The 23,669-nt window shown below is 54.6% G+C and carries 17 protein-coding genes; 8 read left to right on the plus strand and 9 right to left on the minus strand.

The genetic code is table 11. The features are described 5' to 3' along the window. Window positions 1-23 precede the first annotated feature (23 nt). Window positions 24-3,290 (minus strand): DUF5107 domain-containing protein, encoded by a 3,267-nt coding sequence (locus OGY13_RS20225; RefSeq protein ID WP_213752126.1) that lies wholly within the window; start codon window positions 3,288-3,290, stop codon window positions 24-26. 114 nt (window positions 3,291-3,404) lie between these two features. On the opposite strand from OGY13_RS20225, the gene OGY13_RS20230 reads away from it, so the two are divergent. Continuing rightward, on the plus strand, window positions 3,405-4,598 hold the full coding sequence (locus tag OGY13_RS20230) for an ROK family transcriptional regulator (RefSeq protein WP_213752127.1): 1,194 nt from the start codon (window positions 3,405-3,407) through the stop codon (window positions 4,596-4,598). Window positions 4,599-4,601: 3 nt separating this feature from the next. On the opposite strand, the gene hcaR is transcribed toward OGY13_RS20230, so the two are convergent. Next, window positions 4,602-5,495 carry a DNA-binding transcriptional regulator HcaR gene (gene hcaR, locus OGY13_RS20235; protein WP_213752128.1) on the minus strand — a complete coding sequence of 298 codons (894 nt, stop codon included), beginning with the start codon at window positions 5,493-5,495 and terminating at the stop codon, window positions 4,602-4,604. Between the two features lie 135 nt (window positions 5,496-5,630). On the opposite strand from hcaR, the gene hcaE reads away from it, so the two are divergent. Genes hcaE through hcaD form a run of 5 tightly spaced genes read left to right on the plus strand, consistent with a single transcriptional unit; the run spans window position 5,631 to window position 9,848 of the window. Continuing rightward, a complete protein-coding gene (hcaE, locus tag OGY13_RS20240; protein WP_060683413.1) occupies window positions 5,631-6,992 on the plus strand; it encodes a 3-phenylpropionate/cinnamic acid dioxygenase subunit alpha in 1,362 nt (453 codons plus the stop codon). Further along, the gene (gene hcaF / locus OGY13_RS20245; RefSeq protein ID WP_032944241.1) at window positions 6,989-7,507 is read left to right on the plus strand and encodes a 3-phenylpropionate/cinnamic acid dioxygenase subunit beta; all 519 of its coding nucleotides are present in this window, start codon (window positions 6,989-6,991) and stop codon (window positions 7,505-7,507) included. The genes hcaE and hcaF overlap by 4 nt, the downstream gene beginning before the upstream one ends. After that, a complete protein-coding gene (gene hcaC / locus OGY13_RS20250; protein WP_032944244.1) occupies window positions 7,507-7,827 on the plus strand; it encodes a 3-phenylpropionate/cinnamic acid dioxygenase ferredoxin subunit in 321 nt (106 codons plus the stop codon). Before hcaF ends, hcaC begins: the two co-directional genes overlap by 1 nt. Continuing rightward, the gene (gene hcaB, locus OGY13_RS20255; RefSeq protein ID WP_048215769.1) at window positions 7,824-8,636 is read left to right on the plus strand and encodes a 3-phenylpropionate-dihydrodiol/cinnamic acid-dihydrodiol dehydrogenase; all 813 of its coding nucleotides are present in this window, start codon (window positions 7,824-7,826) and stop codon (window positions 8,634-8,636) included. The genes hcaC and hcaB overlap by 4 nt, the downstream gene beginning before the upstream one ends. A 9-nt stretch (window positions 8,637-8,645) precedes the next feature. Further along, entirely contained in the window at window positions 8,646-9,848 is a 1,203-nt protein-coding gene (gene hcaD, locus OGY13_RS20260; protein ID WP_167820763.1) for a phenylpropionate dioxygenase ferredoxin reductase subunit, read from the plus strand. Between the two features lie 92 nt (window positions 9,849-9,940). Here hcaD and glyA read toward each other — a convergent pair whose 3' ends face one another. Continuing rightward, a complete protein-coding gene (glyA, locus tag OGY13_RS20265) occupies window positions 9,941-11,194 on the minus strand; it encodes a serine hydroxymethyltransferase (RefSeq protein WP_079935298.1) in 1,254 nt (417 codons plus the stop codon). A 326-nt stretch (window positions 11,195-11,520) separates the two neighbouring features. Between glyA and hmpA the strand changes: the two genes are divergently transcribed. Further along, window positions 11,521-12,711 carry an NO-inducible flavohemoprotein gene (gene hmpA / locus OGY13_RS20270; protein WP_213752129.1) on the plus strand — a complete coding sequence of 397 codons (1,191 nt, stop codon included), beginning with the start codon at window positions 11,521-11,523 and terminating at the stop codon, window positions 12,709-12,711. A 101-nt stretch (window positions 12,712-12,812) separates the two neighbouring features. On the opposite strand, the gene glnB is transcribed toward hmpA, so the two are convergent. From glnB to purL, 5 genes are all read right to left on the minus strand, one after another. Next, window positions 12,813-13,151, minus strand: coding sequence for a nitrogen regulatory protein P-II (glnB, locus tag OGY13_RS20275; protein WP_002914032.1), 339 nt, complete (start codon window positions 13,149-13,151; stop codon window positions 12,813-12,815). Between the two features lie 60 nt (window positions 13,152-13,211). Beyond that, the gene (gene glrR, locus OGY13_RS20280; protein ID WP_304502732.1) at window positions 13,212-14,546 is read right to left on the minus strand and encodes a two-component system response regulator GlrR; all 1,335 of its coding nucleotides are present in this window, start codon (window positions 14,544-14,546) and stop codon (window positions 13,212-13,214) included. Next, entirely contained in the window at window positions 14,546-15,289 is a 744-nt protein-coding gene (gene qseG / locus OGY13_RS20285) for a two-component system QseEF-associated lipoprotein QseG (protein WP_003835304.1), read from the minus strand. Before qseG ends, glrR begins: the two co-directional genes overlap by 1 nt. A 22-nt stretch (window positions 15,290-15,311) precedes the next feature. After that, window positions 15,312-16,742, minus strand: coding sequence for a two component system sensor histidine kinase QseE/GlrK (qseE, locus tag OGY13_RS20290; protein WP_103286014.1), 1,431 nt, complete (start codon window positions 16,740-16,742; stop codon window positions 15,312-15,314). A gap of 648 nt (window positions 16,743-17,390) precedes the next feature. Further along, window positions 17,391-21,278, minus strand: coding sequence for a phosphoribosylformylglycinamidine synthase (gene purL, locus OGY13_RS20295; RefSeq protein WP_213752130.1), 3,888 nt, complete (start codon window positions 21,276-21,278; stop codon window positions 17,391-17,393). A gap of 257 nt (window positions 21,279-21,535) precedes the next feature. Here purL and mltF point away from each other — a divergent pair, with 257 nt between their 5' ends. Continuing rightward, on the plus strand, window positions 21,536-23,086 hold the full coding sequence (gene mltF, locus OGY13_RS20300; RefSeq protein WP_213752131.1) for a membrane-bound lytic murein transglycosylase MltF: 1,551 nt from the start codon (window positions 21,536-21,538) through the stop codon (window positions 23,084-23,086). A 40-nt stretch (window positions 23,087-23,126) separates the two neighbouring features. On the opposite strand, the gene tadA is transcribed toward mltF, so the two are convergent. Next, window positions 23,127-23,663 (minus strand): tRNA adenosine(34) deaminase TadA, encoded by a 537-nt coding sequence (tadA, locus tag OGY13_RS20305; RefSeq protein WP_071845284.1) that lies wholly within the window; start codon window positions 23,661-23,663, stop codon window positions 23,127-23,129. Window positions 23,664-23,669: the final 6 nt, after the last annotated feature.

Genomic DNA, 23,669 nt, shown 5'->3' on the forward strand with positions numbered 1-23,669 from the left:
GTTACCCCCACCCGTTTCGGGTGTTACTGGAAAAGCCTTACGTTAATGGCGTGACGCAGCAGTAATGCCTTGTCATGTGCCGGATTGAGTTGCAGGAGTTCATCGAGTTCACGCTGACAGGCGGCGCTATTTCCCAGCCCCAGATGCCCGAGCGCATTGATAAACAGGCAGTGTTGCTGGTGTTTTGCTTGTGCTGAGGTATCCAGCACCACCAGGTCGGGTAGCGAGACGGCGAAGAAATCGACATCCGGCACGTTGTCGTGATGCGACTCAACCCATTGCAGGAAGCTATTGAACAAAGCGTCCGCCTCTGCGTCATCGCCAAGTTTTCTCTGCGCCATACCCTGCCAGAAGAGATAGTCCACTGGCTGGTCGTTGTAATAACGTCCGGCATCCAGTGAGCTGCCGCCACGCGTTGCACGGGAGAAGTAGCGCAGGGATTCCTCGAAATGGCCTTGCAGCTGCGCGCAATGCCCCAGCAAATACCAGATGTCGTTATCCGTTTGCCCTGGCAAGCGTCCTTCCCCGAGGTTTTGTGGGTAGTGCAACGCCTGTTGCAGCTGCGCGATGGCGGTTTGCAGGTCGCCGGAATGAACGGCAGCCAGGGCACGATGCATCTGATTCAGCAGATATTGCCCGGTGGCTTTACCTTCACCACCTTCCCACGGATGGAACACGCGTTCACGTAACACTGCGGCGGCATCGTCGTAGCGCCCCACCCCATTCCACAAGCTGAGCAGTTCCACCGTCAGATCGTCTCGATGGAAGACAATCTCTTTACTGGCTTCCAGTCGCTGCAGACGCTGCTCAGCGGGTTGTGCCATTAACTTCTTGAGATAGTCGAGTTCAAACAGGAAGCGAGCATTCTGTGGTTCCAGCGCCACGGCCTGCGACAAATACTGCATCGCCTGCTGTGCATCGTGCAGTTTGTTCCAGGCATAGATTCCCAGTAAACGGTGTACCGGTGCGAAATCCGCTTCCTGCGCAAGCGTGAACTGCCAGCAGGAAACCGCCTCGGCATAACGCCGTTTGCTGTACCAGAAGCAGCCGAGGAAATAGCGGGCAAAAGCACTTTGCTCAAGAGTTTGCAGCATCTGCACTTCATCCAGCGTATTGGGGAAGCGCACGCGGTTTTGCAGACACTCACGAGCACGTTCAATGAACGGTTGTGGATTATCGCTCAGCGAAGCGCGCCACAGCATCGGCAGCGTTTCCTGGCTGTCGAGCAGTTCCAGCACGCTACGGGCAGCATCCTTTTGCCCCAAAGAAGTCAGCCAGCCTGCCAGTTCACACGCGTTGGTACCGCGACGCCCGGTAATTAAGATCAGCGCTTTCGCCGTCGCCTCGTCTTGGCAGATAGCCCAGCGCGCATAGTGCAGGGTGTAACTCAGCGGATAATCAACCAGTTGTTGGCGAATGTAGTCCAGCGCTTGCGCATTGCGATCAAGCTTTGCCAGCGCCAGCGCTTTCAGCCCCATCGCCAGGTTATTACTGCCGTTAAAGCGCAGGCTCTGCTCGACCTTTTCCAATGCGCCAGCGTAGTCCTGACGCTTCATCGCCAGACGCGCTAACGACCAGAAAGCCGCATCCCGGCAGTTGCCGCTCCAGCTGGCCTTATAATAATTATCCCACGCGCTGTCATCATCGCCCTGACGTTCCTGTGCGGCGGCCAGCAGCATACTTGCCTCACCATCACGCGGATTTTTATTGAGCTTATGCGCCCGCTCCAGCGCCTTGCCAGCACATTGTGCCGCCAGCGCCCAGTCGGCGCGGTTTAGCGCCAGCGTCCCCAGGGCCACATTATTGCGGTAGTCCAGCGGATCAACGTCCAGCGCGCGGCGATAATAATCTTCGGCATAGCGGCTGGCGTGGTTATACTGCTCCAGATGCTGACCAATAAAATAGAGTTCATCGGTATTAGAAAGCGCTTCTGGCAGCGCTGGCGCGACGGCCGCCGAAGGCAGCGGTAACTCTTTCGCGATGTGCTCTTCGTACTGCAAAAGCGTAGTGCCATCGGCGCTAGTGACGGTCATCGTCACCCGGGCATGGCCATTGTCAGACACATCGGCCAGCCAGCTCTGTCCAGGCTCAAGGGTGAGGGTATTTTCATAGAACGGCTGCCCGTGCGCAGCAAGCGTAACCTGAACATCGCGTAGCGGCGCAATAGCATAAACGCCCACAGAAAGCTGGCTACGCTCACGCACCAGACGAAGCGCCAACTGCGTGCTGGCGTTTTGCACCATTCCCAGTTCGCTGTAGGGCAAGAAGTTTTGCACGAAGACTTTCTCTTCGTACGGCGCAAGCCAGGTGAAATCCGGCTGATTATCGGTAAAGACCCCGGTCATCAGTTCAATATACGGACCGTTGTCATCGGTGAGATTACGATCCCAGGCAACACCAAAGTCGCCGTATCCCCATGTCCACTGTTTTTTCCCCGGCGAAACATGGTGATCGGCCACATGCAGCAACCCACCACGCTCGCCGTGATGCCACGCGCCAACAAAATCATAATCTGATTTTTCAGCCATATAGGAGGTCGGTACGGGTACGTTCTTGTAGCGTGAGATATCCACACCGGCCGAATAGTCCACTTTGTAGTATGTGCCGGTGGCGATGGGAAACGCTGAGACATCGCGCTTACCGTGGTCAAATACCGCCGTCACATCCGGAGGGAACACGCTCTGATGATCGTCGCCGCCCTTCACCGCCGGATTCGCCCACCATAAGAAGTGGCGCGGGGTAGCGTTACCGTTAAACACCTTCCCGGTTATCTCGATCAACGCGCGATCCGGATACAGCGTGAATCCGGTCATCACCTGTAAACCGCGCATGGGTTCAACCTCACCCATCCACACGGTGTATTCACCCTGCTCACCCTGCTGTTGAGTAAAATCCACCGGCATAAAGGTGGTCGGGCGATGATGTTGCGGCCAGTTAAACTCGATACCGCCGGAGATCCACGGCCCAAGCAGACCGACCAGCGCGGGTTTCACCACTTCGTTGTAGTAGACGAAGTCGCGCTGCTGCACTTTGTCATACGCTCGATGAATACGCCCGCCTAACTCCGGCAGCAGCATGATGCGAATGAAGTCGTTCTCCATCCACACCGCCTGATAGTCGCGCATTTCACGTTTGCCGGTCAGCGTATCAATCACGCCGTAAGGGTAAACCGCTCCAGAAGATCCCTGATACACCCGTTTTTCCAGAAACATTGGGTTGGCATCTTCTTCACCCGCCGCCCACGTTGGGAGGGTGATCGTTTCCTGCCAGACTTTAACTGAACCGTACATGCCGCTCTCCACTCAATAAACCAAAGTAAAAATTCAACTTGATGCTATTCTGCGGCAGTTAAGTGGCGTTAAAATGCGCAATGCTCACGCAATATAGTTAAGGGAGTTAAGTGAATGCAGCGTTCGGGGTTCAACAATGCCAGGGTCCGTCAGGCGAATAAACAGATCTTTTTGTCTCACCTGTGGCGGGAAAAACAGCTCAGCAAGTCACAGCTGGCGCAGCTCACCAGCCTGTCGATCCCGGCGGTCAGCAATATCCTCGAAGAACTGATGGATGAAGGGAGAATCAGCCATTCGCGAGAAACCTTAAGCCAGCGCGGTTTGAGCAGCGGCAGCTATCATTTGCCAGAAAAAGGCGCCTGGACGCTGTGCATCAACGTCACCCCCACCAGCATCACCAGTCAACTGGCGGACGCGCGACTGGTGGCTGTAGGCGACTGGCAGCATGAAGTCATCAACCCCGAATCGCCAAAAGCGCTGCTGTCAGCCCTGGCGGCACACTGGCGGGAGTATCGTCGGGAATTTCCCGATGTGACGATTAATCTGGCGCTTGGCGTTCATGGTCAAGTTGATCCGATAACCGGTGCATCAAAAACCATGCCCCAGGCCCCGTGGAAAACTCCGGTGGAAATAAAATATCTGCTGGAGGAGAAGCTCGGCGTGCAGGTCCGGCTGGACAATGACTGCGTGATGCTGGCGCTGGCGGAAAAATGGCAAAACCCGGCGGCAAACGGTGATTTCTGCGTGATTAACGTTGATTACGGTATTGGCTCATCGTTTGTGATTAACGATAACATCTGGCGCGGTAGCCTGTATGGCAGCGGTCAGATTGGGCATACCATCATTCATCCCGATGGTGTCGCCTGTGACTGTGGTCGCTATGGCTGTCTGGAAACCGTAGCGTCATTAAGCGCATTGAAAAAGCAGGCCCGGGTGTGGATGAAATCGCAGCCGACATCCCTTTACGATCCGGAAACGCTCACCACTGACCAGCTAATTGCGGCCTGGCAGCACGGAGATGTCCGCATTCAGGCCTGGGCCGAAAATGCCGCCAGCGCCATCGGGCTGAGTCTTTATAACTTTCTGAATATACTGAATATTAACCAAATATGGTTGTATGGGCGTAGCTGCGCATTTGGCGACAGCTGGCTCAATACGCTGGTGCAGCAAACTGGGTTTAACCCATTCGATCACGGCGATAACCCGCGAGCCAGAGCCACGCAGATAAGCTTCGGTAAGCTTAATCGCACCCAGCAACTTATGGGCATTGGCTATCTGTATGTCGAGTCACAGCTTAGCGAGTTATAGCCATTACTCCGTCAGGCTCACCGTTAAACGTTCATGTACCGTGGCGATAAAATCGGTCAACGCCGGTTTGATTGGCCCTTTTTTCCACGCCATCAACAGCGCAATGGTCGGAACATCGCCAACAATAGGGCGGAAAACCACCTGTCCGGTATTAAAATTATTCATATAACCGGGTATCAAAGTCACCCCCAGCCCCATGCCGACCAGGTTCATGGTCACCAGAATGTTGGTTGCCACCTGCACAATGTTGGGCTGGCTTTTTTGCTGCTGAAACCAGTTTTTGACAATCATCGCTAACGCGCCAGAGTAGGCCGGATCGGTGCTGACAAAATTCACGCCGTGTAGTTGTTCTGCGGAGATTGCTTGCTCATTAGCTAACGGATGATTCACCGGTAAAACCACGACTAACGGCTCATGAATCAGCTCCAGATAATCGAGATCCGGGCTGTACACCGGGTGGCGCATTAAGCCCACATCCAGCTCTCCACTCAGGATCTTCTCTTCCTGTTCGGTGGTGATCAGACTCACCAGCTCAATGTGCGTATCAGGCTGTTTTAAACGAAACAAAGGCAGCACCTTCGGCAGCAGATTTACCTCTGCGGAAGGGACAAAACCGATGGCGAAATGATTATCTTCCTGCACCGTTTTACGGGCACGAACTTTGGCGTTTTCCGCCTGTTCGAGGATCGCCTGCGCATCTTGCAAAAAGCACTCTCCCGCCGCCGTCAGCGCAACTTTTCGTTTATCCCGCACCAGCAACGGAACGCCCACGCACGTTTCCAGATCGCGGATCTGGCTGCTTAACGACGGCTGAGAGGTATGCAGCTTTTCTGCCGCTCGGGTGAAATTCAGCGCCTGCGCCACCGCTACGAAATAGCGTAAGTGCCTCAGTTCCATGCCCTTCTCCTTGTTATCGAAAAAATGTCTCAACTGGTAGAAATTTACTATTTCACAGATTGATAACTAACCAGCAACATCCTTAAGGTACAAAAAAAGAAGGTCAATACATCTTAGCTTTCAGGATTAAAAAATATGACCACACCCTCAAATTTAGACATCTACCAACTGATCGACACGCAAAACGGTCGCGTAACCCCACGAATTTATACCGACCCTGAAATTTACCAACTGGAGCTGGAACGCATCTTCGGACGCTGCTGGTTATTTCTCGCCCACGAAAGCCAAATCCCCAAACCCGGTGATTTTTTTAACACCTACATGGGCGAGGATGCAGTTGTGGTGGTTCGCCAGAAAGACGGCAGCATCAAAGCGTTTCTCAACCAGTGTCGCCACCGCGCTATGCGCGTCAGCTACGCCGACTGCGGCAATACCCGCGCCTTCACCTGCCCGTATCACGGCTGGTCGTACGGCATTAACGGCGAGCTGATCGACGTCCCGCTGGAACCGCGCGCCTACCCGCAAGGGCTGTGCAAATCGCACTGGGGGCTGAACGAAGTTCCTGGCGTAGAGAGCTACAAGGGACTGATTTTCGGCAACTGGGATACCTCCGCGCCTGCGCTGCGCGATTATCTCGGCGACATCGCCTGGTATCTCGACGGCGTGCTGGATCGTCGTGAAGGCGGCACCGAAATCGTCGGTGGCGTACAAAAGTGGACCATTGATTGTAACTGGAAATTCCCCGCCGAACAGTTTGCCAGCGACCAGTATCACGCGCTGTTCAGCCATGCCTCGGCCGTGCAGGTGCTGGGGGCAAAAGACGACGGCAGCGATAAACGCCTGGGCGACGGACAAACCGCCCGCCCGGTGTGGGAAACCGCCAAAGACGCACTACAGTTCGGTCAGGATGGGCACGGTAGCGGATTTTTCTTTACCGAAAATCCCGATGCCAACGTCTGGGTCGACGGCGAAGTCTCCAGCTATTACCGCGACACCTACGCGGAAGCCGAGCAGCGTCTGGGTAAAGTTCGCGCCCTGCGTCTGGCCGGTCACAACAACATTTTCCCAACGCTTTCCTGGCTCAACGGTACTGCCACCTTAAGGGTCTGGCATCCGCGCGGGCCGGATCAAGTTGAAGTGTGGGCATTCTGTATTACCGATAAAGCCGCCTCTGATGAAGTGAAAGCTGCGTTTGAAAACAGCGCAACGCGGGCTTTTGGCCCCGCCGGATTCCTGGAGCAGGACGACTCGGAAAACTGGTGTGAAATTCAAAAACTGCTGAAGGGTCATCGCGCACGCAACACCAAATTGTGTTTGGAAATGGGGCTGGGCCAGGAGAAACGTCGTGAAGACGGCATTCCGGGGATCACCAACTACATCTTTTCGGAAACCGCCGCGCGCGGCATGTATCAGCGCTGGGCCGATTTGCTCAGCAGCGAAAGCTGGCAGGAAGTGCAGGAGAAAACTTCAGCTTACCAGCAGGAGGTGATGAAATGAGCACCTTAGTTTCTCAGGAACTACACCACCGCATTACACAGTTTCTCTACCATGAAGCCAGCCTGCTGGATGACTGGAAGTTTCGTGACTGGCTGGCACAACTGGATGAAGACATTCGCTACACCATGCGTACGACGGTCAATGCCCAGACGCGCGATCGTCGCAAAGGCGTGCAGCCGCCGACCACCTGGATTTTCAACGACAACAAAGACCAGCTCGAACGTCGTATCGCGCGGCTGGAAACCGGCATGGCCTGGGCGGAAGAGCCACCGTCGCGTACCCGGCACCTGATCAGCAACTGCCAGGTCAGTGAAACTGGAGTTCCCGACGTCTTTGCCGTGCGCCTTAATTATCTGCTGTATCGCGCGCAAAAAGAGCGCGATGAAACCTTTTACGTCGGCATGCGCATAGACAAAGTGCGCCGTTTGCCGGGCGATGAGTGGCGCTTACTGGAGCGTGAGATCGTGCTGGATCAAGCGGTGATCACCTCCCATAACCTGAGTGTACTGTTCTGATGAGTCGTGTTTATGCTTGCCCCGTAGGGGATTTGCCGGAGGGTGAAGCGCTCCGGCTTGATACCTCGCCCGTCATCGCGCTGTTCAACGTTGGCGGCGAGTTCTATGCCATTAACGATCGCTGTAGCCACGGTAACGCTTCGATGTCGGAAGGCTATCTGGAAGACGACGCTACGGTGGAATGCCCGCTGCATGCCGCCAGTTTTTGCCTGAAAACCGGCAAGGCGTTGTGTCTACCCGCCACCGACGCGCTCACCACCTACGCGGTATATGTGGACGGTAGCGATGTGTTTGTTGATATTCCAGAGGACGCAAGATGAGCGATTTACGCGATAACGTGGTCTTTATCACCGGTGGTGGCTCCGGTCTTGGCCTGGCGCTGGTCGAGCGTTTCATCGAAGAAGGTGCGCGGGTCGCCACGCTGGAGCTGTCGCCAGCTAAAGTTGCCAGCCTGCGTCAGCGCTTTGGCGAACATGTGCTGGCAATCGAAGGCAACGTCACCTGCTACGCCGACTATCAGCGCGCGGTAGATCAAATCCTGACGCATTACGGTACGCTGGACTGTTTTATCGGAAATGCGGGGATATGGGATCACAACGCCTCGTTGGTCAATACGCCTGCGGATGCGCTGGAGAGCGGCTTTCATGAGCTGTTTAACGTCAACGTGCTGGGCTATCTGCTGGGCGCGAAAGCCTGTGCCCCTGCACTTATCGCCAGCGAAGGCAGCATCATCTTTACCCTGTCCAATGCGTCGTGGTATCCAGGCGGCGGCGGCCCGCTGTATACCGCCAGCAAACATGCGGCTACCGGGCTGATTCGCCAGCTGGCATACGAGCTGGCACCAAAGGTTCGTGTTAACGGTGTCGGTCCATGCGGTATGGCGACAGATCTACGCGGCCCGCAGGCGCTGGGACAAAACGATACATCGATTATGCAGTCGCTGACGCCGGAAAAAATCGCCGCTATTTTGCCACTACAATTTTTCCCGGAGCCTGCGGATTTTACCGGCCCGTATGTGATGCTGGCGTCAAAGCGCAACAACCGCACATTGAGTGGCGTAATGATCAATGCCGACGCTGGTCTGGGTATTCGCGGTATTCGTCACGTCGCCGCCGGACTGGATCTCTGAGGAGGCGTTATGAACCCAAAAACTATCGCTATCGTCGGCGGCGGTCAGGCGGCGGCTATGGCTACCGCTGCACTGCGCCAACAAGGTTTTGACGGCGAATTACACCTGTTTTCCGATGAGCAGCATCTGCCCTATGAACGCCCACCGCTCTCCAAAGCGATGCTACTGGACGACAATCCGCAACTTCAGCCGATACTCCCCGCTGACTGGTGGCGGGAACACAACGTACAGCTGCATCTGGGGGTTACTGTGCAGACGTTCGGCCGCCAAACGCATCAGTTGGTACTGGCTAATGGGCAGAGTTATCCATGGGATCGGCTACTGATTGCAACGGGCGCTGCGGCACGCCCCCTTCCGCAACTGGATAAGCTGGGCGATCGTTGCTTCACCCTGCGCCACGCGGGCGATGCCGAGCGCCTGCGCGACAATTTATTGCCGGGCAAGTCGATTGTCATTGTCGGTGCGGGCACCATTGGTCTGGAACTGGCGGCCAGCGCGACTCAACGCGACTGTCAGGTGACGGTGGTGGAGCTGGCGCCAACGGTCATGGGCCGCAACGCGCCTGCTCCGGTGCGCGACTATCTGCTAGCCCGCCACCAACTTGCGGGCGTGCGGGTACTGCTTAACAACGCTATTGAGCATGCCGAAGCGGGAGAGCGTCTCTCGCTCACGCTACAAAACGGCGAAACTCTCACCGCTGATGCGGTGATCTATGGCATCGGTATCGTGGCGAACGATATGCTGGCCCGCGAAGCGGGGCTGGAGACGGCGAACGGCATTATCGTTGATACCGCCTGCACCACCTCCGATCCCGCGATTTTCGCCGCCGGTGACGTAGCGATAACACGCCAGGCTGACTGTTCGTTAGTACGCGTGGAAAGCTGGGAAAACGCCAATTTTCAGGCACAGGTTGCCGCCGCCGCGATGCTCAATCAACCGCAGCCAGCAGCAACGCCGGGCTGGTTCTGGACCGATCAGTACCGTGATAATCTACAGTTTGTCGGCGAAATGCAGGGTGAGAACTGGCTCCTACGCGGCGATCCTGATGCGCAGAAAGCAATATGGTTTAACCTACAGGATGGCGTGATTGTCGGCGCAGTAACGTTGAATCAGGGCCGAGAAATACGTTTATTGAGAAAATGGATTCAGGCAAAGAAAAAGCCGCCAGTGGCGACTTTAATCGATGAAACAATCTTGCTTAAGTCAATATAACTGCCGGATGGCACTTCGTTTATCCGGCCTACATGTGAGTTACCTGTAGGCCGGAAAAGGTGTTTACACCACCATCTGGCAATCCGTATTACTTACGCGTAAACCGGGAAACGTGCACAGATATCCAGCACTTTACCTTTGACGCGCTCGATAACAGCTTCGTCATTGATGTTGTCCAGAACGTCACACATCCAGCCAGCCAGCTCTTTCACTTCCGATTCTTTAAAGCCACGGCGAGTCACAGCCGGAGAACCGATACGGATACCGGAAGTCACAAACGGGCTCTTCGGATCGTTCGGTACGCTGTTTTTGTTAACGGTGATGTTAGCACGGCCCAGCGCGGCGTCAGCTTCTTTACCGGTCAGGTTTTTATCAACCAGATCCAGCAGGAACAGGTGGTTTTCAGTACCGCCAGAAACCACTTTGTAGCCACGGTTCAGGAACACTTCCACCATCGCTTTGGCGTTTTTGGCAACCTGCTGTTGGTAAACCTTGAACTCAGGCTCCATCGCTTCTTTCAGCGCCACAGCTTTCGCCGCGATCACGTGCATCAGCGGGCCGCCCTGCGCGCTTGGGAACACAGCGGAGTTCAGTTTTTTGTACAGCTCTTCGTCACCGCCTTTCGCCAGGATCAGGCCACCGCGTGGACCTGCCAGGGTTTTGTGGGTGGTGGTGGTCACAACGTGTGCGTGTGGAACCGGGTTCGGATAAACGCCTGCGGCAATCAGACCCGCAACGTGCGCCATATCGACGAACAGATATGCACCGATGCTGTCGGCGATTTCGCGCATTTTTGCCCAGTCAACAACGCCGGAGTAAGCAGAGAAGCCACCGATGATCATCTTCGGTTTGTGCTCTTTGGCCTGCTTCGCCATGTCTTCGTAGTCAATTTTGCCGGACTCATCAATACCGTAAGGGATGATGTTGTACAGTTTGCCGGAGAAGTTAACCGGGGAGCCGTGAGTCAGGTGGCCGCCTTGTGCCAGGTTCATACCCAGAACGGTATCGCCCGGTTGCAGCAGAGCGGTGTAAACAGCGAAGTTAGCCTGAGAGCCGGAGTGCGGTTGTACGTTAGCGTAGTCAGCGCCAAACAGCTCTTTTGCGCGATCGATAGCCAGTTGCTCAACGATATCAACGTACTCGCAACCGCCGTAGTAGCGCTTGCCCGGATAACCTTCAGCATATTTGTTGGTCAGCTGAGAACCCTGCGCCTGCATAACACGCGGGCTGGTGTAGTTTTCGGAGGCGATCAGTTCGATGTGCTCTTCCTGACGTACTTTTTCCTGCTCCATAGCCTGCCACAGTTCGGCATCATAATCGGCAATGTTCATTTCACGCTTTAACATCCGCATCTCCTGACTCAGCTAACAATAAAATTTTCGGCCTTAAAAGGCGGTCCGTAGGACAACGGCGAACAGTATAACCGAATCATTCTTCGATAACAGGTCTTGACAAAGGATTTTACGCAAACGATTACCTTCACGGTACGCAAGGCTTTGGAGAACAAAGGTCTGCTGAATTTCAACGGATTTCTTTTCAGGTTTGTGATGCAGATTTTTCACGATGTAACCTTTACAACGCAAAGTTACAAAGAACCATTTACAATGCAGGGGTATTTTTTATAAGATGTATTTGACATACATCATTAAAGTCTCAGATAAAGGAAGACCGTATGCTTGACGCACAAACCATCGCTACAGTGAAAGCCACCATTCCCCTGCTGGTTGAAACAGGCCCGAAGCTGACCGCCCATTTCTACGACCGCATGTTTACGCATAACCCAGAGCTGAAAGAAATCTTCAACATGAGTAATCAGCGTAATGGCGATCAGCGTGAAGCGCTGTTTAATGCTATTGCCGCGTATGCCAGCAATATCGAAAATCTGGCGGCACTGTTGCCGGCTGTTGAGAAAATCGCACAGAAGCATACCAGCTTCCAGATTAAACCCGAGCAGTACAACATCGTGGGTGGCCATTTACTGGCAACGCTGGACGAAATGTTCAGCCCAGGCCAGGAAGTTCTGGATGCGTGGGGCAAAGCATACGGCGTGCTGGCGAACGTTTTCATCAACCGTGAAGCGCAAATCTACAGCGAAAATGCCAATAAAAATGGCGGCTGGGAAGGTATCCGTCCTTTCCGTATCGTGGCAAAAACCCCACGCAGTGCACTTATCACCAGCTTTGAATTTGAACCTGTCGACGGTGGCGCAGTAGCTGAATATCATCCGGGGCAATATCTGGGCGTCTGGTTAAAGCCGGAAGGTTTCCCGCATCAGGAAATTCGTCAGTACTCACTGACCCGTAAACCCGATGGCAAAGGCTACCGTATTGCGGTTAAGCGTGAGGACGGTGGTCAGGTTTCAACCTGGCTGCACAACCATGCGAATGTTGGCGACGTTGTTCACCTGGCCGCACCTGCGGGCGATTTCTTTATGGACGTTGCGACCGACACCCCGGTATCTCTGATCTCCGCGGGCGTGGGACAAACCCCAATGCTGGCGATGCTGGATACGCTGGCAAAAGCGCAGCATACGGCGCAGGTTAACTGGTTCCATGCGGCAGAAAATGGTGACGTGCATGCCTTCGCTGATGAAGTCAATGAACTCGGCAAAACGCTGCCACGCTTTAGCGCACACACCTGGTATCGTGAGCCAACCGAAGCCGATCGTGCGGAAGGTGCCTTTGATAGCGTAGGTCTGATGGATTTGAACAAACTGGAAAGCGCAATCAGCGATCCGGCGATGCAGTTTTATCTGTGCGGTCCGGTTGGTTTCATGCAGTTCGCCGCGAAGCAGCTGGTCGGTCTGGGCGTGAAAAACGAGAACATTCATTACGAATGCTTCGGTCCGCACAAAGTCTTGTAATGTGTTACGCGAGTAGGCCGGATAAGGCGTTTACGCCGCCATCCGGCAATCACTCTGCCTGATGCGCTACGCTTATCAGGCCTACAAATTAACGGCGCGGCTTAGATTGCCGCGTCGTCTTCTTCACCGGTACGAATACGAATAACGCGTGCCACGTCGAAGACAAAAATCTTACCGTCACCGATCTTGCCGGTCTGGGCAGTACGGATAATGGTGTCGACGCAGGTATCGACGATGTCGTCGGTAACCACAATTTCAATTTTTACCTTCGGCAGAAAATCCACCATATATTCCGCGCCACGGTACAACTCGGTATGGCCTTTCTGACGGCCAAAACCTTTCACTTCTGTCACAGTCATACCGGTAATGCCGACTTCTGCCAGCGCTTCGCGGACGTCGTCCAGCTTGAAGGGTTTAATAATCGCATCAATCTTTTTCATGCTATTCCTTGAAAAGGTCGCCTGTCTTTTGATCGAATAAAGCTAACATAATCCGCAGATTTATTCTTTGAAATCGTTTGCATCCAGCTCGTGCCGAGAAAGCAATTTATAGAATTCGGTGCGGTTGCGCCCCGCCATTCTTGCCGCGTGGGTCACATTGCCCTTGGTGATTTGCAGCAGCTTACGCAGATAGTTGAGCTCAAACTGGTTACGCGCCTCAACAAAGGTCGGCAGCGCGGTGTTTTCCCCTTCCAGCGCCTGCTCCACCAGCGCGTCGCTGATCACCGGCGAAGAGGTCAACGCCACGCACTGCTCAATTACGTTGACCAGCTGACGCACGTTGCCCGGCCAGCTGGCGGTCATTAACCGCTTCATGGCATCGGTTGAAAAGGCGCGTACGAACGGTTTGTGCCGTTCAGCAGACTGGCGCAGCAGATGGTTCGCCAGCAGCGGAATATCTTCCGTACGCTCGGCCAGCGCAGGGATCTTCAGGCTCACCACATTGAGGCGATAGTACAAATCCTCGCGAAATTCGCCCCGTGCCATCGCTTTGGGTAAATCGCGGTGGGTCGCAGAAACGATCCGCACATCAATGTCGATATCGCGGTTACTGCCCAACGGTCTGACTTTTCGTTCCTGCAATACGCGCAGCAGTTTCACCTGTAACGGCGCAGGCATATCGCCAATCTCATCGAGAAACAGCGTACCTCCTTCTGCGGCCTGAAACAGCCCTTCACGATTGCTCACCGCACCGGTAAAAGCACCGCGCGCATGACCAAACAGTTCTGATTCCAGCAGTTGTTCCGGCAACGCGCCGCAGTTAATGGCAATGAAAGGTTTTTGGCTGCGTGGGCTGGCGTTGTGAATAGCCTGAGCGAAAACTTCTTTCCCGGTTCCGCTTTGACCGTTGATCAAGACGCTAACGTCCGATTGCGCCACCATTCGCGCCTGTTCCAGCAGGCGTAGCATCAGCGGGCTGCGGGTAACGATAGATTCGCGCCAGCTGTCATCGGTGGCGGGCGCAGACTGTTCCAGCGCCCCGTCAATCGCGTGATATAACGCGTCCTTGTCGACTGGTTTAGTGAGGAAACTGAACACCCCTTGCTGGGTCGCCGCAACGGCGTCCGGGATGGAGCCGTGAGCGGTCAGGATAATCACCGGCATTCCAGGCTGTACTTTCTGGATTTCAGTAAACAGCTGCATGCCATCCATTTCATCCATGCGCAGATCGCTAATAACCAGATCCACTTTTTCACGGTTCAGCACCCGTAACCCTTCCTGCCCACTTTCCGCGGTCACGACGCTGTAGCCTTCGCTGGTCAGTCGCATTCCAAGTAATTTCAACAGGCCCGGATCGTCATCCACCAGCAGCAGATGCGCGGGCTTACGGCTTATCATGGCGTAACCTCATCGGCAGACGGCGCTGCGCCTTCTTCGTTATCAGGCGTAGTGAGTTTATCGTTCCCGTGCAGCGCATCAGGATTGTAGTTACCGCCAGGTTTGCGCGTGGAAAGCTGACGCTCAATATCGGTCAGATTCTCCAGCTTGCGGGTCGTGAGATCGAGCTGGGACTGCAAATGCTGTTGCTGTTGGCGCAGCGTATCGAGATCGCTGTCGGACGCCTGCTGGAGCTTACTGTAGCGCATACGCTCTTCGGCAAGCTGCAACTGCAACGTTTGGCTGCTGCGCCAGACCTGATACAGCGGGCGTACCTGCGGCGGAATTTGCGGGCTTAACGCATCGAGGCGCGTAACAGCCTCCCGCCTTTCAGGCGGCGTAATGTTGGCATTATCGAGCAGGATCCCACGCCTGAAAGCGCCCTGCCAGGTATCTGTCATCAGGGTGCTGGCTTCACTACGCGCCTGCACCGGCATCAGGCGATTGGCACAATCCATCGCCCGCAGCCAGTACAACGGATTGGTTTCTGTAGACTGGCCAGACAGCGACCAGATATCCGTACAGTCGGTTGCAAGGTAGTCCGCCAGTTGATTAGGCGGAATTTTCTCCTGCGAGGGATCGCCGATAATATGATTCACCGCGTTCGGGACACAACCAACCAGCGCCAGGCACGGCAGGCTTGCGAGGATGACGCGACGAAGAAAATGTCGTTTAAGCATTCGGACAACAACGTATGGCATACTCACCAGACTTAAGTTTATTTTAGTGATTTTTCGCAGCAGCTAGCGGCAGTTCTATGCGAAAACAAACGTTTTGCGCATGGTCATCAACCAGATACAGCTTGCCCCGCATACGGCGGATGCAATCTCTGGCAATGCTTAGCCCCAACCCGCTTCCTTTTACCGCCCCTTTTCGCTGATGACTCCCCTGGAAAAAAGGCTCGAAGATCATGGTCTGTTCTGCTTCTGGAATCGGTGTGCCGGTATTCATTACATCGATGTATACCGTTGAGCCATGCAAACTGCTGCGGATCCAAATGTTACCGGATTCAGCACCATAGTGCACCGCATTGGAATAAAGATTGTCCAGCACGCTCATCAACAGCATCGGTTCTGCCAGGCAGGTGTTCACCGCAAGCGCAACATCAGTATGTATCATTTTGGCGCGAGCGGGCAGGCTATGCGCAGAAACAACGCTTTCCACCAGCGGCGCAATTTCCACACTTTCAAGTTCCACCTCGTCATCCGCCAGCTTGCGGTTGTAATCGAGGAGTTGTTCAATCAGCTTTTGCAGGTTACGGCTGCTGTCATCCAGAATACCGACCACCTCTTTTTGCTCCGGTGTTAACGGGCCAACCACCTGATCGGCCAACAATTCGGTACCTTCGCGCATGCTCGCCAGCGGTGTTTTCAGCTCATGGGAAAGATGGCGTAAAAACTGATGCCGTTGCGACTCAAGCCAGGAGAGGCGTTCGCTTAACCAGATGATGCGCTGCCCCACGGATCTTAATTCCCGTGGCCCGGTAAATAATACGCTATCCCCCAGCGAGCGCCCTTCTCCCAGACAGTTGATCATCCGTTCAATGCCCTTCACCGGACCGATAATCATGCGGGTAAACAGCAAGACCATCGCCAGGCTGACGAGAAACAGCACCAGTGCCTGCCAGCCAAAAAACTGCCCGCGTTCGGCTATTTCCTGCTGTAACTGCTGCCCACGAGAAAAGACCACGGTACGCGTCGCTTGCACCATCTCGGTATTGGCATTGGCGAACGCTTCCAGCCGTGCAGCCGACACACTGTCAGGACCACTGTTTTTACACTGCAACTGCGCGAGATCGTTAAGATCCTGACGCAACGCCTGGTAGAGCTTGGTATCCGGCAACACCCCCGCATGCGCATCCAGCATGTCGCTGTAGCGTTTACGCTGGCTTTGGTAGACCCTGGCCAATGTTGGGTCATCAAGCACGCAGTATTGCCGATAGCTGCGCTCCATCTCCAGCGCGACGTTGGTCATCGCCTCGCTGCGTCTGGCATCAATCAGCGTGGTGCGGTTTGTCAGCGCAGCCTGCGCGCTCAGGGCATTCAGACTTTGCCATGCCTGCCAGGCCAGAACTAACAACGGCAGCAGGATAAGCAAGAAGGCCAACGTCACCAATTGACGTAAAGATCGGGGAAAAACTGACCAGCGCTTCAAGGCGTTACTCTCAATGGACAGGAATAGATTGATGCTAACTGAGGGGAACGCCAGATACAACAAAGCCGGGATTAACCCGGCTTTGTTGTGGAATAAGGCGGTGCCTAACTCGACGTTTCGCCCGGAGGTTGATATGAGCAATGCTAATATCAGATGTTGGACGGCAGGCACCTTGTTGTGCGTCATTCGAAGTTTATGTAGCACGTCCCGAAGGGGCTGACATAAGAAGGTGAATGAGCCACTGGTTAATATTATGCAGCATCTGTGCCAGTATTCAAAACACTTTATTAACACAATGATAAGTATGAAAAATATTATTATTTTCACAAATAACAATTCTGGCTGTTTTTTGTTCTCTATGTCGCCAATCAGCAACACTTGCAGCACTTAAAAAAAAACCCCTATTAAATCAAATAATTAAACGTCTCTTTTTGACGACACCACAACCCTGTCCATGTCGGCATTTCCCGACACTTTACTTTTAGGTGCAAGCGCTGAGTTTATTGCCGGATGGCGGCGTGAACGCCTTATCCGGCCTACAACCGCATTTTCCCTGTAGGCCTGATAAGCGTAGCGTCATCAGGCGGGTTCCATCCGGCAGACAAAAAAAGCCCCTCGCGAAGAGGGGCTTGATGACTATTGAGCGAATTAACCGAGCTGTTTACGCGCGTTGCGGAAAATACGCATCCATGGGCTATCCTCGCCCCAGTTTTCCGGGTGCCAGGAGTTGCTCACGGTACGGAACACACGTTCCGGGTGCGGCATCATAATGGTGACGCGACCATTTTCAGTGGTCACTGCAGTAATGCCGTTCGGCGAACCGTTCGGGTTAGCCGGATAGGTCTCGGTCACCTTACCGAAGTTATCAACGTAGCGCAGCGCCACCAGACCTTTGCTCTCAAGCTGAGCCAGATGCGCACCGTCACGCACTTCCACACGACCTTCACCGTGAGAAACGGCAATCGGCATCATCGAACCCACCATATCGGCAAGCAGTAAAGACGGGCTTTGCGTCACTTCGACCAGACTGAAGCGGGCTTCAAAGCGGTCGGAATGGTTACGCACAAAGCGCGGCCACAGGTCGCTTCCTGGGATCAGCTCACGCAGGTTAGACATCATCTGACAACCGTTACACACGCCGAGTGCCAGCGTTTGCGGGCGATGGAAGAAGGTTTCGAACTCATCACGGACGCGGTTGTTGAACAGAATCGACTTCGCCCAACCTTCACCAGCGCCAAGCACATCGCCGTAAGAGAAGCCGCCGCAGGCCACCAGTGCCTGGAAGTTACCCAGGCCGATACGTCCGCCCAGCAGGTCGCTCATGTGCACATCGATGGCGTCAAAACCCGCACGGTGGAAGGCAGCTGCCATTTCAACGTGGGAGTTCACACCCTGCTCGCGCAGTACGGCCACTTTGGGACGTGCACCGGTGGCGATGTACGGAGCGGCAACATCTTCGTTGATATCAAACGACAGTTTAACGTTGAGACCAGGGTCCGCATCGTTGGTTTTAGCGTCGTGTTCCTGATCGGCGCATTCCGGGTTGTCACGCAGGCGCTGCATCTGCCAGGTAGTTTCCGCCCACCACATACGCAGGGTAGTACGGCTTTCGCTAAACACCGGCTGGCCGTTAGCGGTCAGGGTGAAGCGGTCACCTTCAACGGCTTTACCGAGGAAGTGTACGCAGTCTGCCAGGCCGTGGGTAGCCAGAATCGCTTCCACCGCCTCACGCTCAGCAGCACGAACCTGAATCACCGCACCCAGTTCTTCGTTAAACAGCGCCGCCAGACGATCTTCACCCAGAGAGTGGATATCAGCGTCAATACCGCAGTGACCGGCGAAGGCCATTTCCGCCAGCGTAACCAGCAGACCGCCGTCAGAACGGTCATGGTAGGCCAGCAGCTTACGCGCAGCGACCAGCGCCTGAATCGCATCGTAGAAGCCTTTCAGTTGCTCAACGTTACGCACGTCGGCAGGCTTATCGCCCAGTTGACGGTAAACCTGCGCCAGCGACGTAGCGCCCAGCGCATTGTGACCAAGACCGAGGTCAATCAGCAGCAGGGCGTTGTCTTCAGTAGACAGCTGCGGGGTAATGGTGTGGCGCACATCTTCTACGCGGGCAAAGGCGGTGATCACCAGCGACAGCGGCGAAGTCATTTCACGCTGCTCGTTACCTTCCTGCCAGCGGGTTTTCATCGACATAGAGTCTTTGCCCACTGGAATGGTCAGGCCGAGCGCCGGGCATAGCTCTTCCCCGACGGCTTTTACTGCTTCGTACAGGCCAGCATCTTCACCAGGGTGACCAGCAGCCGCCATCCAGTTTGCCGACAGCTTAATACGTTTGATGTCGCCAATCTGCGTTGCCGCAATGTTGGTCAGCGCTTCACCGACCGCCAGACGCGCAGAGGCAGAGAAATCCAGTAGCGCAACCGGCGCGCGTTCGCCGATAGACATCGCTTCACCGTAGTAACTATCGAGGCTGGCGGTAGTGACCGCGCAGTTAGCGACCGGGATCTGCCATGGACCAACCATCTGGTCACGCGCAACCATACCGGTAACGGTACGGTCACCGATGGTCACGAGGAACGTTTTCTCCGCGACAGTCGGCAGATGCAGCACGCGGTTAACCGCATCTGCAATCGAGATTTCACCACGATTCAGGGCATCGCCTTTGGCTTTCAGCGTCTGCACATCGCGGGTCATTTTCGGTGTTTTACCCAGCAGCACATCAAGCGGCATGTCGATCGGCTGGTTGTCGAAGTGGCTGTCGCTCAAGGTCAGATGCTGTTCTTCGGTAGCTTCACCAATCACCGCATACGGCGCGCGCTCGCGCTTACACAGTTCGTCAAACAGCGGCAATTGATCGGCAGCAACCGCCAGCACGTAGCGTTCCTGGGATTCGTTACACCAGATTTCCAGCGGGCTCATACCCGGCTCGTCGCTGAGGATATCGCGCAGCTGGAACTTACCGCCGCGACCACCATCACTTACCAGCTCCGGCATAGCGTTAGACAGACCACCCGCGCCAACGTCATGGATAAACAGAATCGGGTTCGCATCACCCATCTGCCAGCAACGGTCGATAACTTCCTGGCAACGACGTTCCATTTCCGGGTTGTCACGCTGTACGGAAGCGAAATCAAGATCGGCATCAGACTGGCCGGAAGCCATAGAGGAGGCTGCCCCGCCGCCAAGGCCAATGTTCATTGCCGGGCCGCCGAGGACGATAAGCTTAGCGCCAACGACGATCTCGCCCTTCTGCACGTGATCGGCACGGATGTTACCGATCCCGCCTGCCAGCATGATCGGTTTATGGTAACCGCGCAGCTCTTCGCCGTTATGGCTGTTGACCTTTTCTTCATAGGTACGGAAGTAGCCGGTCAGCGCCGGACGACCAAATTCGTTGTTAAACGCCGCGCCGCCCAGCGGGCCTTCGGTCATGATATCAAGCGCGGTAACAATACGGTCCGGCTTACCGAAGTCTTCTTCCCACGGCTGTTCAAAGCCAGGAATACGCAGGTTGGAAACGGAGAAACCCACCAGCCCGGCTTTCGGTTTTGCACCGCGACCTGTTGCGCCCTCGTCGCGGATTTCGCCGCCGGAGCCGGTTGCAGCACCTGGCCACGGAGAGATAGCCGTCGGGTGGTTGTGAGTTTCAACCTTCATCAGGATGTGGGCTGGTTCCTGATGGAAATCGTAGCGGCCGGTTTTGTGGTCGGCAAAATAGCGGCCCACTTCAGAGCCTTCCATTACCGCAGCGTTGTCTTTATAGGCAGACAGCACGTGGTCCGGCGTGGTTTCGAAGGTATTCTTGATCATCTTGAACAGCGACTTAGGCTGCTGTTTACCATCGATAACCCAGTCGGCGTTAAAAATCTTGTGGCGGCAGTGCTCAGAGTTGGCCTGCGCAAACATGTATAGTTCAATATCGTTCGGGTTACGTCCCAGTTTGGTGAACGCATCCTGCAGATAGTCAATTTCGTCTTCCGCCAGCGCCAGACCCAGACGCAGGTTAGCGTCGATCAGCGCCTGACGCCCCTCACCCAGTAGATCAACGCTGGAGACCGGCGCCGGTTGGTGATGGGCAAACAGTTTTTCGGCATCGTTCAGCGAAGAGAAAACCGTTTCCATCATGCGATCGTGCAGTTCGTCGGCCACCATCTGCCATTGCTCAGCGGTCAGCGTGGAGGCTTCTACATACCAGGCAATGCCACGTTCCAGGCGGCTAATCTGGTGCAGACCGCAGTTGTGGGCAATATCAGTCGCTTTAGAAGACCACGGGGAGATGGTGCCAGGGCGAGGCGTAACCAGCAGCAGTTTGCCTTCCGGGGCGTGGCTTTGCAGAGCAGGACCATATTTCAGCAAGCGTGCAAGCTGCGCGTGCTCATCTTCATTTAACGGTGCATTCAGATCGGCGAAATGGACGTACTCGGCGTAAATGTTGTGGACCTGGAGGTTGGCAGCCTGAAAACGTGCCAGCAGTTTGTTAATACGGAATGCAGACAGTGCAGGTGAACCACGCAGAATTTCCATCATAAGTCTCTCGTCTTCTAAGCTTTCGGTGTGCCCAAGTGGGGGAAACGGGCGTCATTATAAAGAATCTACCGCGCCGACGAAACCGTTTGCGTCGAAATAAAATCACGACCGTCACTTATCATCAAATGCGGTCAGATTTCTGAATAAGTTGCCAACTGACGCAAGTTTAAGCAAAATGCCGTTCATTAATGACGACTTCACTTCTTAATCAACACCACAGCAGACAGAGACAACGTACGGTTCAGAGAATTAACTAATTGAAAAAATTAAAGATTAATTATCTGTTCATCGGCATATTGACGCTGTTGTTGGCAGCGGCCCTTTGGCCATCTATCCCCTGGTTCGGTAAAGCCGAAAATCGTATCGCCGCCATTCAGTCGCGGGGAGAGCTGCGCGTCAGTACCATCGACTCACCGTTAACTTACGCGACCCTCAACGGCAAAAAATTCGGCCTGGATTATGAACTGGCCCAGGAATTTGCCGACTACTTAGGCGTGAAGTTAAAAGTTACCGTACGCCAGAACATCAGCCAGCTTTTTGACGACCTGGATAACGGCAATGCCGACCTGTTAGCCGCAGGTCTGGTCTATAACAGCGAGCGGGTGAAAAATTACCAGCCCGGCCCGACCTATTATTCGGTTTCACAACAGCTGGTGTACCGGGTTGGGCAATACCGCCCTCGCACGCTTGCCACCGTGAACGAAAACCAACTGACTATCGCCCCGGGGCACGTGGTGGTTAATGACCTCCAGCAGCTAAAAGAGAAAAAATTTCCCGATCTGAGCTGGAAAGTCGATGACAAAAAGGGCACCACCGAACTGCTTGATGATGTAATCGCCGGAAAGCTGGATTACACCATTGCCGATTCTGTTGCCATCAGCTTATATCAACGCGTGCATCCTGAGCTGGCCGTAGCGCTCGACGTCTCTGACGAACAACCGGTGACATGGTTTAGTCGGCTGGACGATGACAACACGCTGTCTGCCGCCCTACTGGATTTCTTCAACACCATGAATGAAGACGGTTCTCTGGCACGGCTGGAAGAGAAATATCTCGGGCATGGCGATGATTTTGACTATGTCGATACCCGCTCCTTTTTACGCGCCGTAGACAGCGTGTTGCCGGACCTCAAGCCGCTGTTTGAGAAATATGCGCAAGAAATAGACTGGCGACTGCTGGCCGCTATCTCGTATCAGGAATCACACTGGGACGCGCAGGCCACTTCTCCAACCGGCGTACGCGGGCTGATGATGTTGACCAAAAATACCGCTCAGAGTCTCGGGCTGACCGACCGTACCGATGCCGAACAGAGTATCAGCGGCGGCGCGCGATACTTGCAGGATATGATGAGTAAAGTACCGGATACCGTCCCCGAAGGAGAACGCATCTGGTTTGCCCTTGCAGCCTATAACATGGGTTATGCGCACATGCTGGATGCGCGGGCGCTGACGGTGAAAACCAAAGGCAATCCGAACAGTTGGTCTGACGTAAAACAGCGATTACCGCTGCTCAGCCAAAAACCGTATTATAACAAGTTGACCTATGGCTATGCGCGCGGCCACGAAGCTTACTCCTATGTGGAAAATATCCGTAAGTACCAAATTAGCCTGGTGGGATATCTGCAAGAGAAAGAAAAACAGGCGCTAGAAACGCAGCAACTGGCGCAGGATTACCCGACGGTGACGCCCGCAGAACTATTAGGTAAAGAGAAATTCCCGCTTTCGGCGTTTCTGTCTCAAACGTCGTCAAACTACCTGACGCACTCCCCTTCCCTGCTGTTTTCACCGCATAAAAAAGAGGAGAAGTAGTCTTGTACGCCTGATAAGCGCACTGCCATCAGGCTGAGAGTTACTGATTAGCGGATTTTTTCAGGGCCTTGATTTCCTGCCGGCGCATGCGGAAGAAATCACTGAGCAACGTGGCACATTCATCCCGCAGTACCCCCTCTGTCACTTCAACCCGATGATTCATTCCAGGGTGATGCAGTACATCCATTAATGACCCGGCAGCGCCCGTTTTCGCATCGCGCGCGCCAAAAACGACCCGACCGATACGGCTGTGCACCATCGCGCCAGCACACATCACACACGGCTCCAGAGTGACGTACAGCGTGGCATCTAACAGGCGGTAGTTTTGCAGCACCAGGCCGCCCTGACGCAGCGCCATAATCTCAGCGTGGGCAGTCGGATCATGATGTCCAATCGGGCGGTTCCAGCCTTCGCCAATCACTCGGTTGTTATGTACCAATACCGCACCCACCGGGACTTCACGCTCATCCCAGGCGCGCTTAGCCAGCGTTAAAGCATGACGCATCCAGTATTCGTGGCTAAATTCAACATCTGACAAAGGGGTAACTCCAGTAATCAAAGCGGGCGCATTATACACGTCATA

Origin of the sequence: Citrobacter sp. Cpo045, assembly GCF_030332875.1 — a bacterium.
Classification (GTDB): domain Bacteria; phylum Pseudomonadota; class Gammaproteobacteria; order Enterobacterales; family Enterobacteriaceae; genus Citrobacter; species Citrobacter portucalensis.

Coding starts and splice junctions, on each gene's coding strand:
- OGY13_RS20225 (WP_213752126.1), bottom strand. CDS start 3,290: ATGTACGGTTCAGTTAAAGTCTGGCAGGAAACGATCACCCTCCCAACG.
- OGY13_RS20230 (WP_213752127.1), top strand. CDS start 3,405: ATGCAGCGTTCGGGGTTCAACAATGCCAGGGTCCGTCAGGCGAATAAA.
- hcaR (WP_213752128.1), bottom strand. CDS start 5,495: ATGGAACTGAGGCACTTACGCTATTTCGTAGCGGTGGCGCAGGCGCTG.
- hcaE (WP_060683413.1), top strand. CDS start 5,631: ATGACCACACCCTCAAATTTAGACATCTACCAACTGATCGACACGCAA.
- hcaF (WP_032944241.1), top strand. CDS start 6,989: ATGAGCACCTTAGTTTCTCAGGAACTACACCACCGCATTACACAGTTT.
- hcaC (WP_032944244.1), top strand. CDS start 7,507: ATGAGTCGTGTTTATGCTTGCCCCGTAGGGGATTTGCCGGAGGGTGAA.
- hcaB (WP_048215769.1), top strand. CDS start 7,824: ATGAGCGATTTACGCGATAACGTGGTCTTTATCACCGGTGGTGGCTCC.
- hcaD (WP_167820763.1), top strand. CDS start 8,646: ATGAACCCAAAAACTATCGCTATCGTCGGCGGCGGTCAGGCGGCGGCT.
- glyA (WP_079935298.1), bottom strand. CDS start 11,194: ATGTTAAAGCGTGAAATGAACATTGCCGATTATGATGCCGAACTGTGG.
- hmpA (WP_213752129.1), top strand. CDS start 11,521: ATGCTTGACGCACAAACCATCGCTACAGTGAAAGCCACCATTCCCCTG.
- glnB (WP_002914032.1), bottom strand. CDS start 13,151: ATGAAAAAGATTGATGCGATTATTAAACCCTTCAAGCTGGACGACGTC.
- qseG (WP_003835304.1), bottom strand. CDS start 15,289: ATGCCATACGTTGTTGTCCGAATGCTTAAACGACATTTTCTTCGTCGC.
- purL (WP_213752130.1), bottom strand. CDS start 21,278: ATGATGGAAATTCTGCGTGGTTCACCTGCACTGTCTGCATTCCGTATT.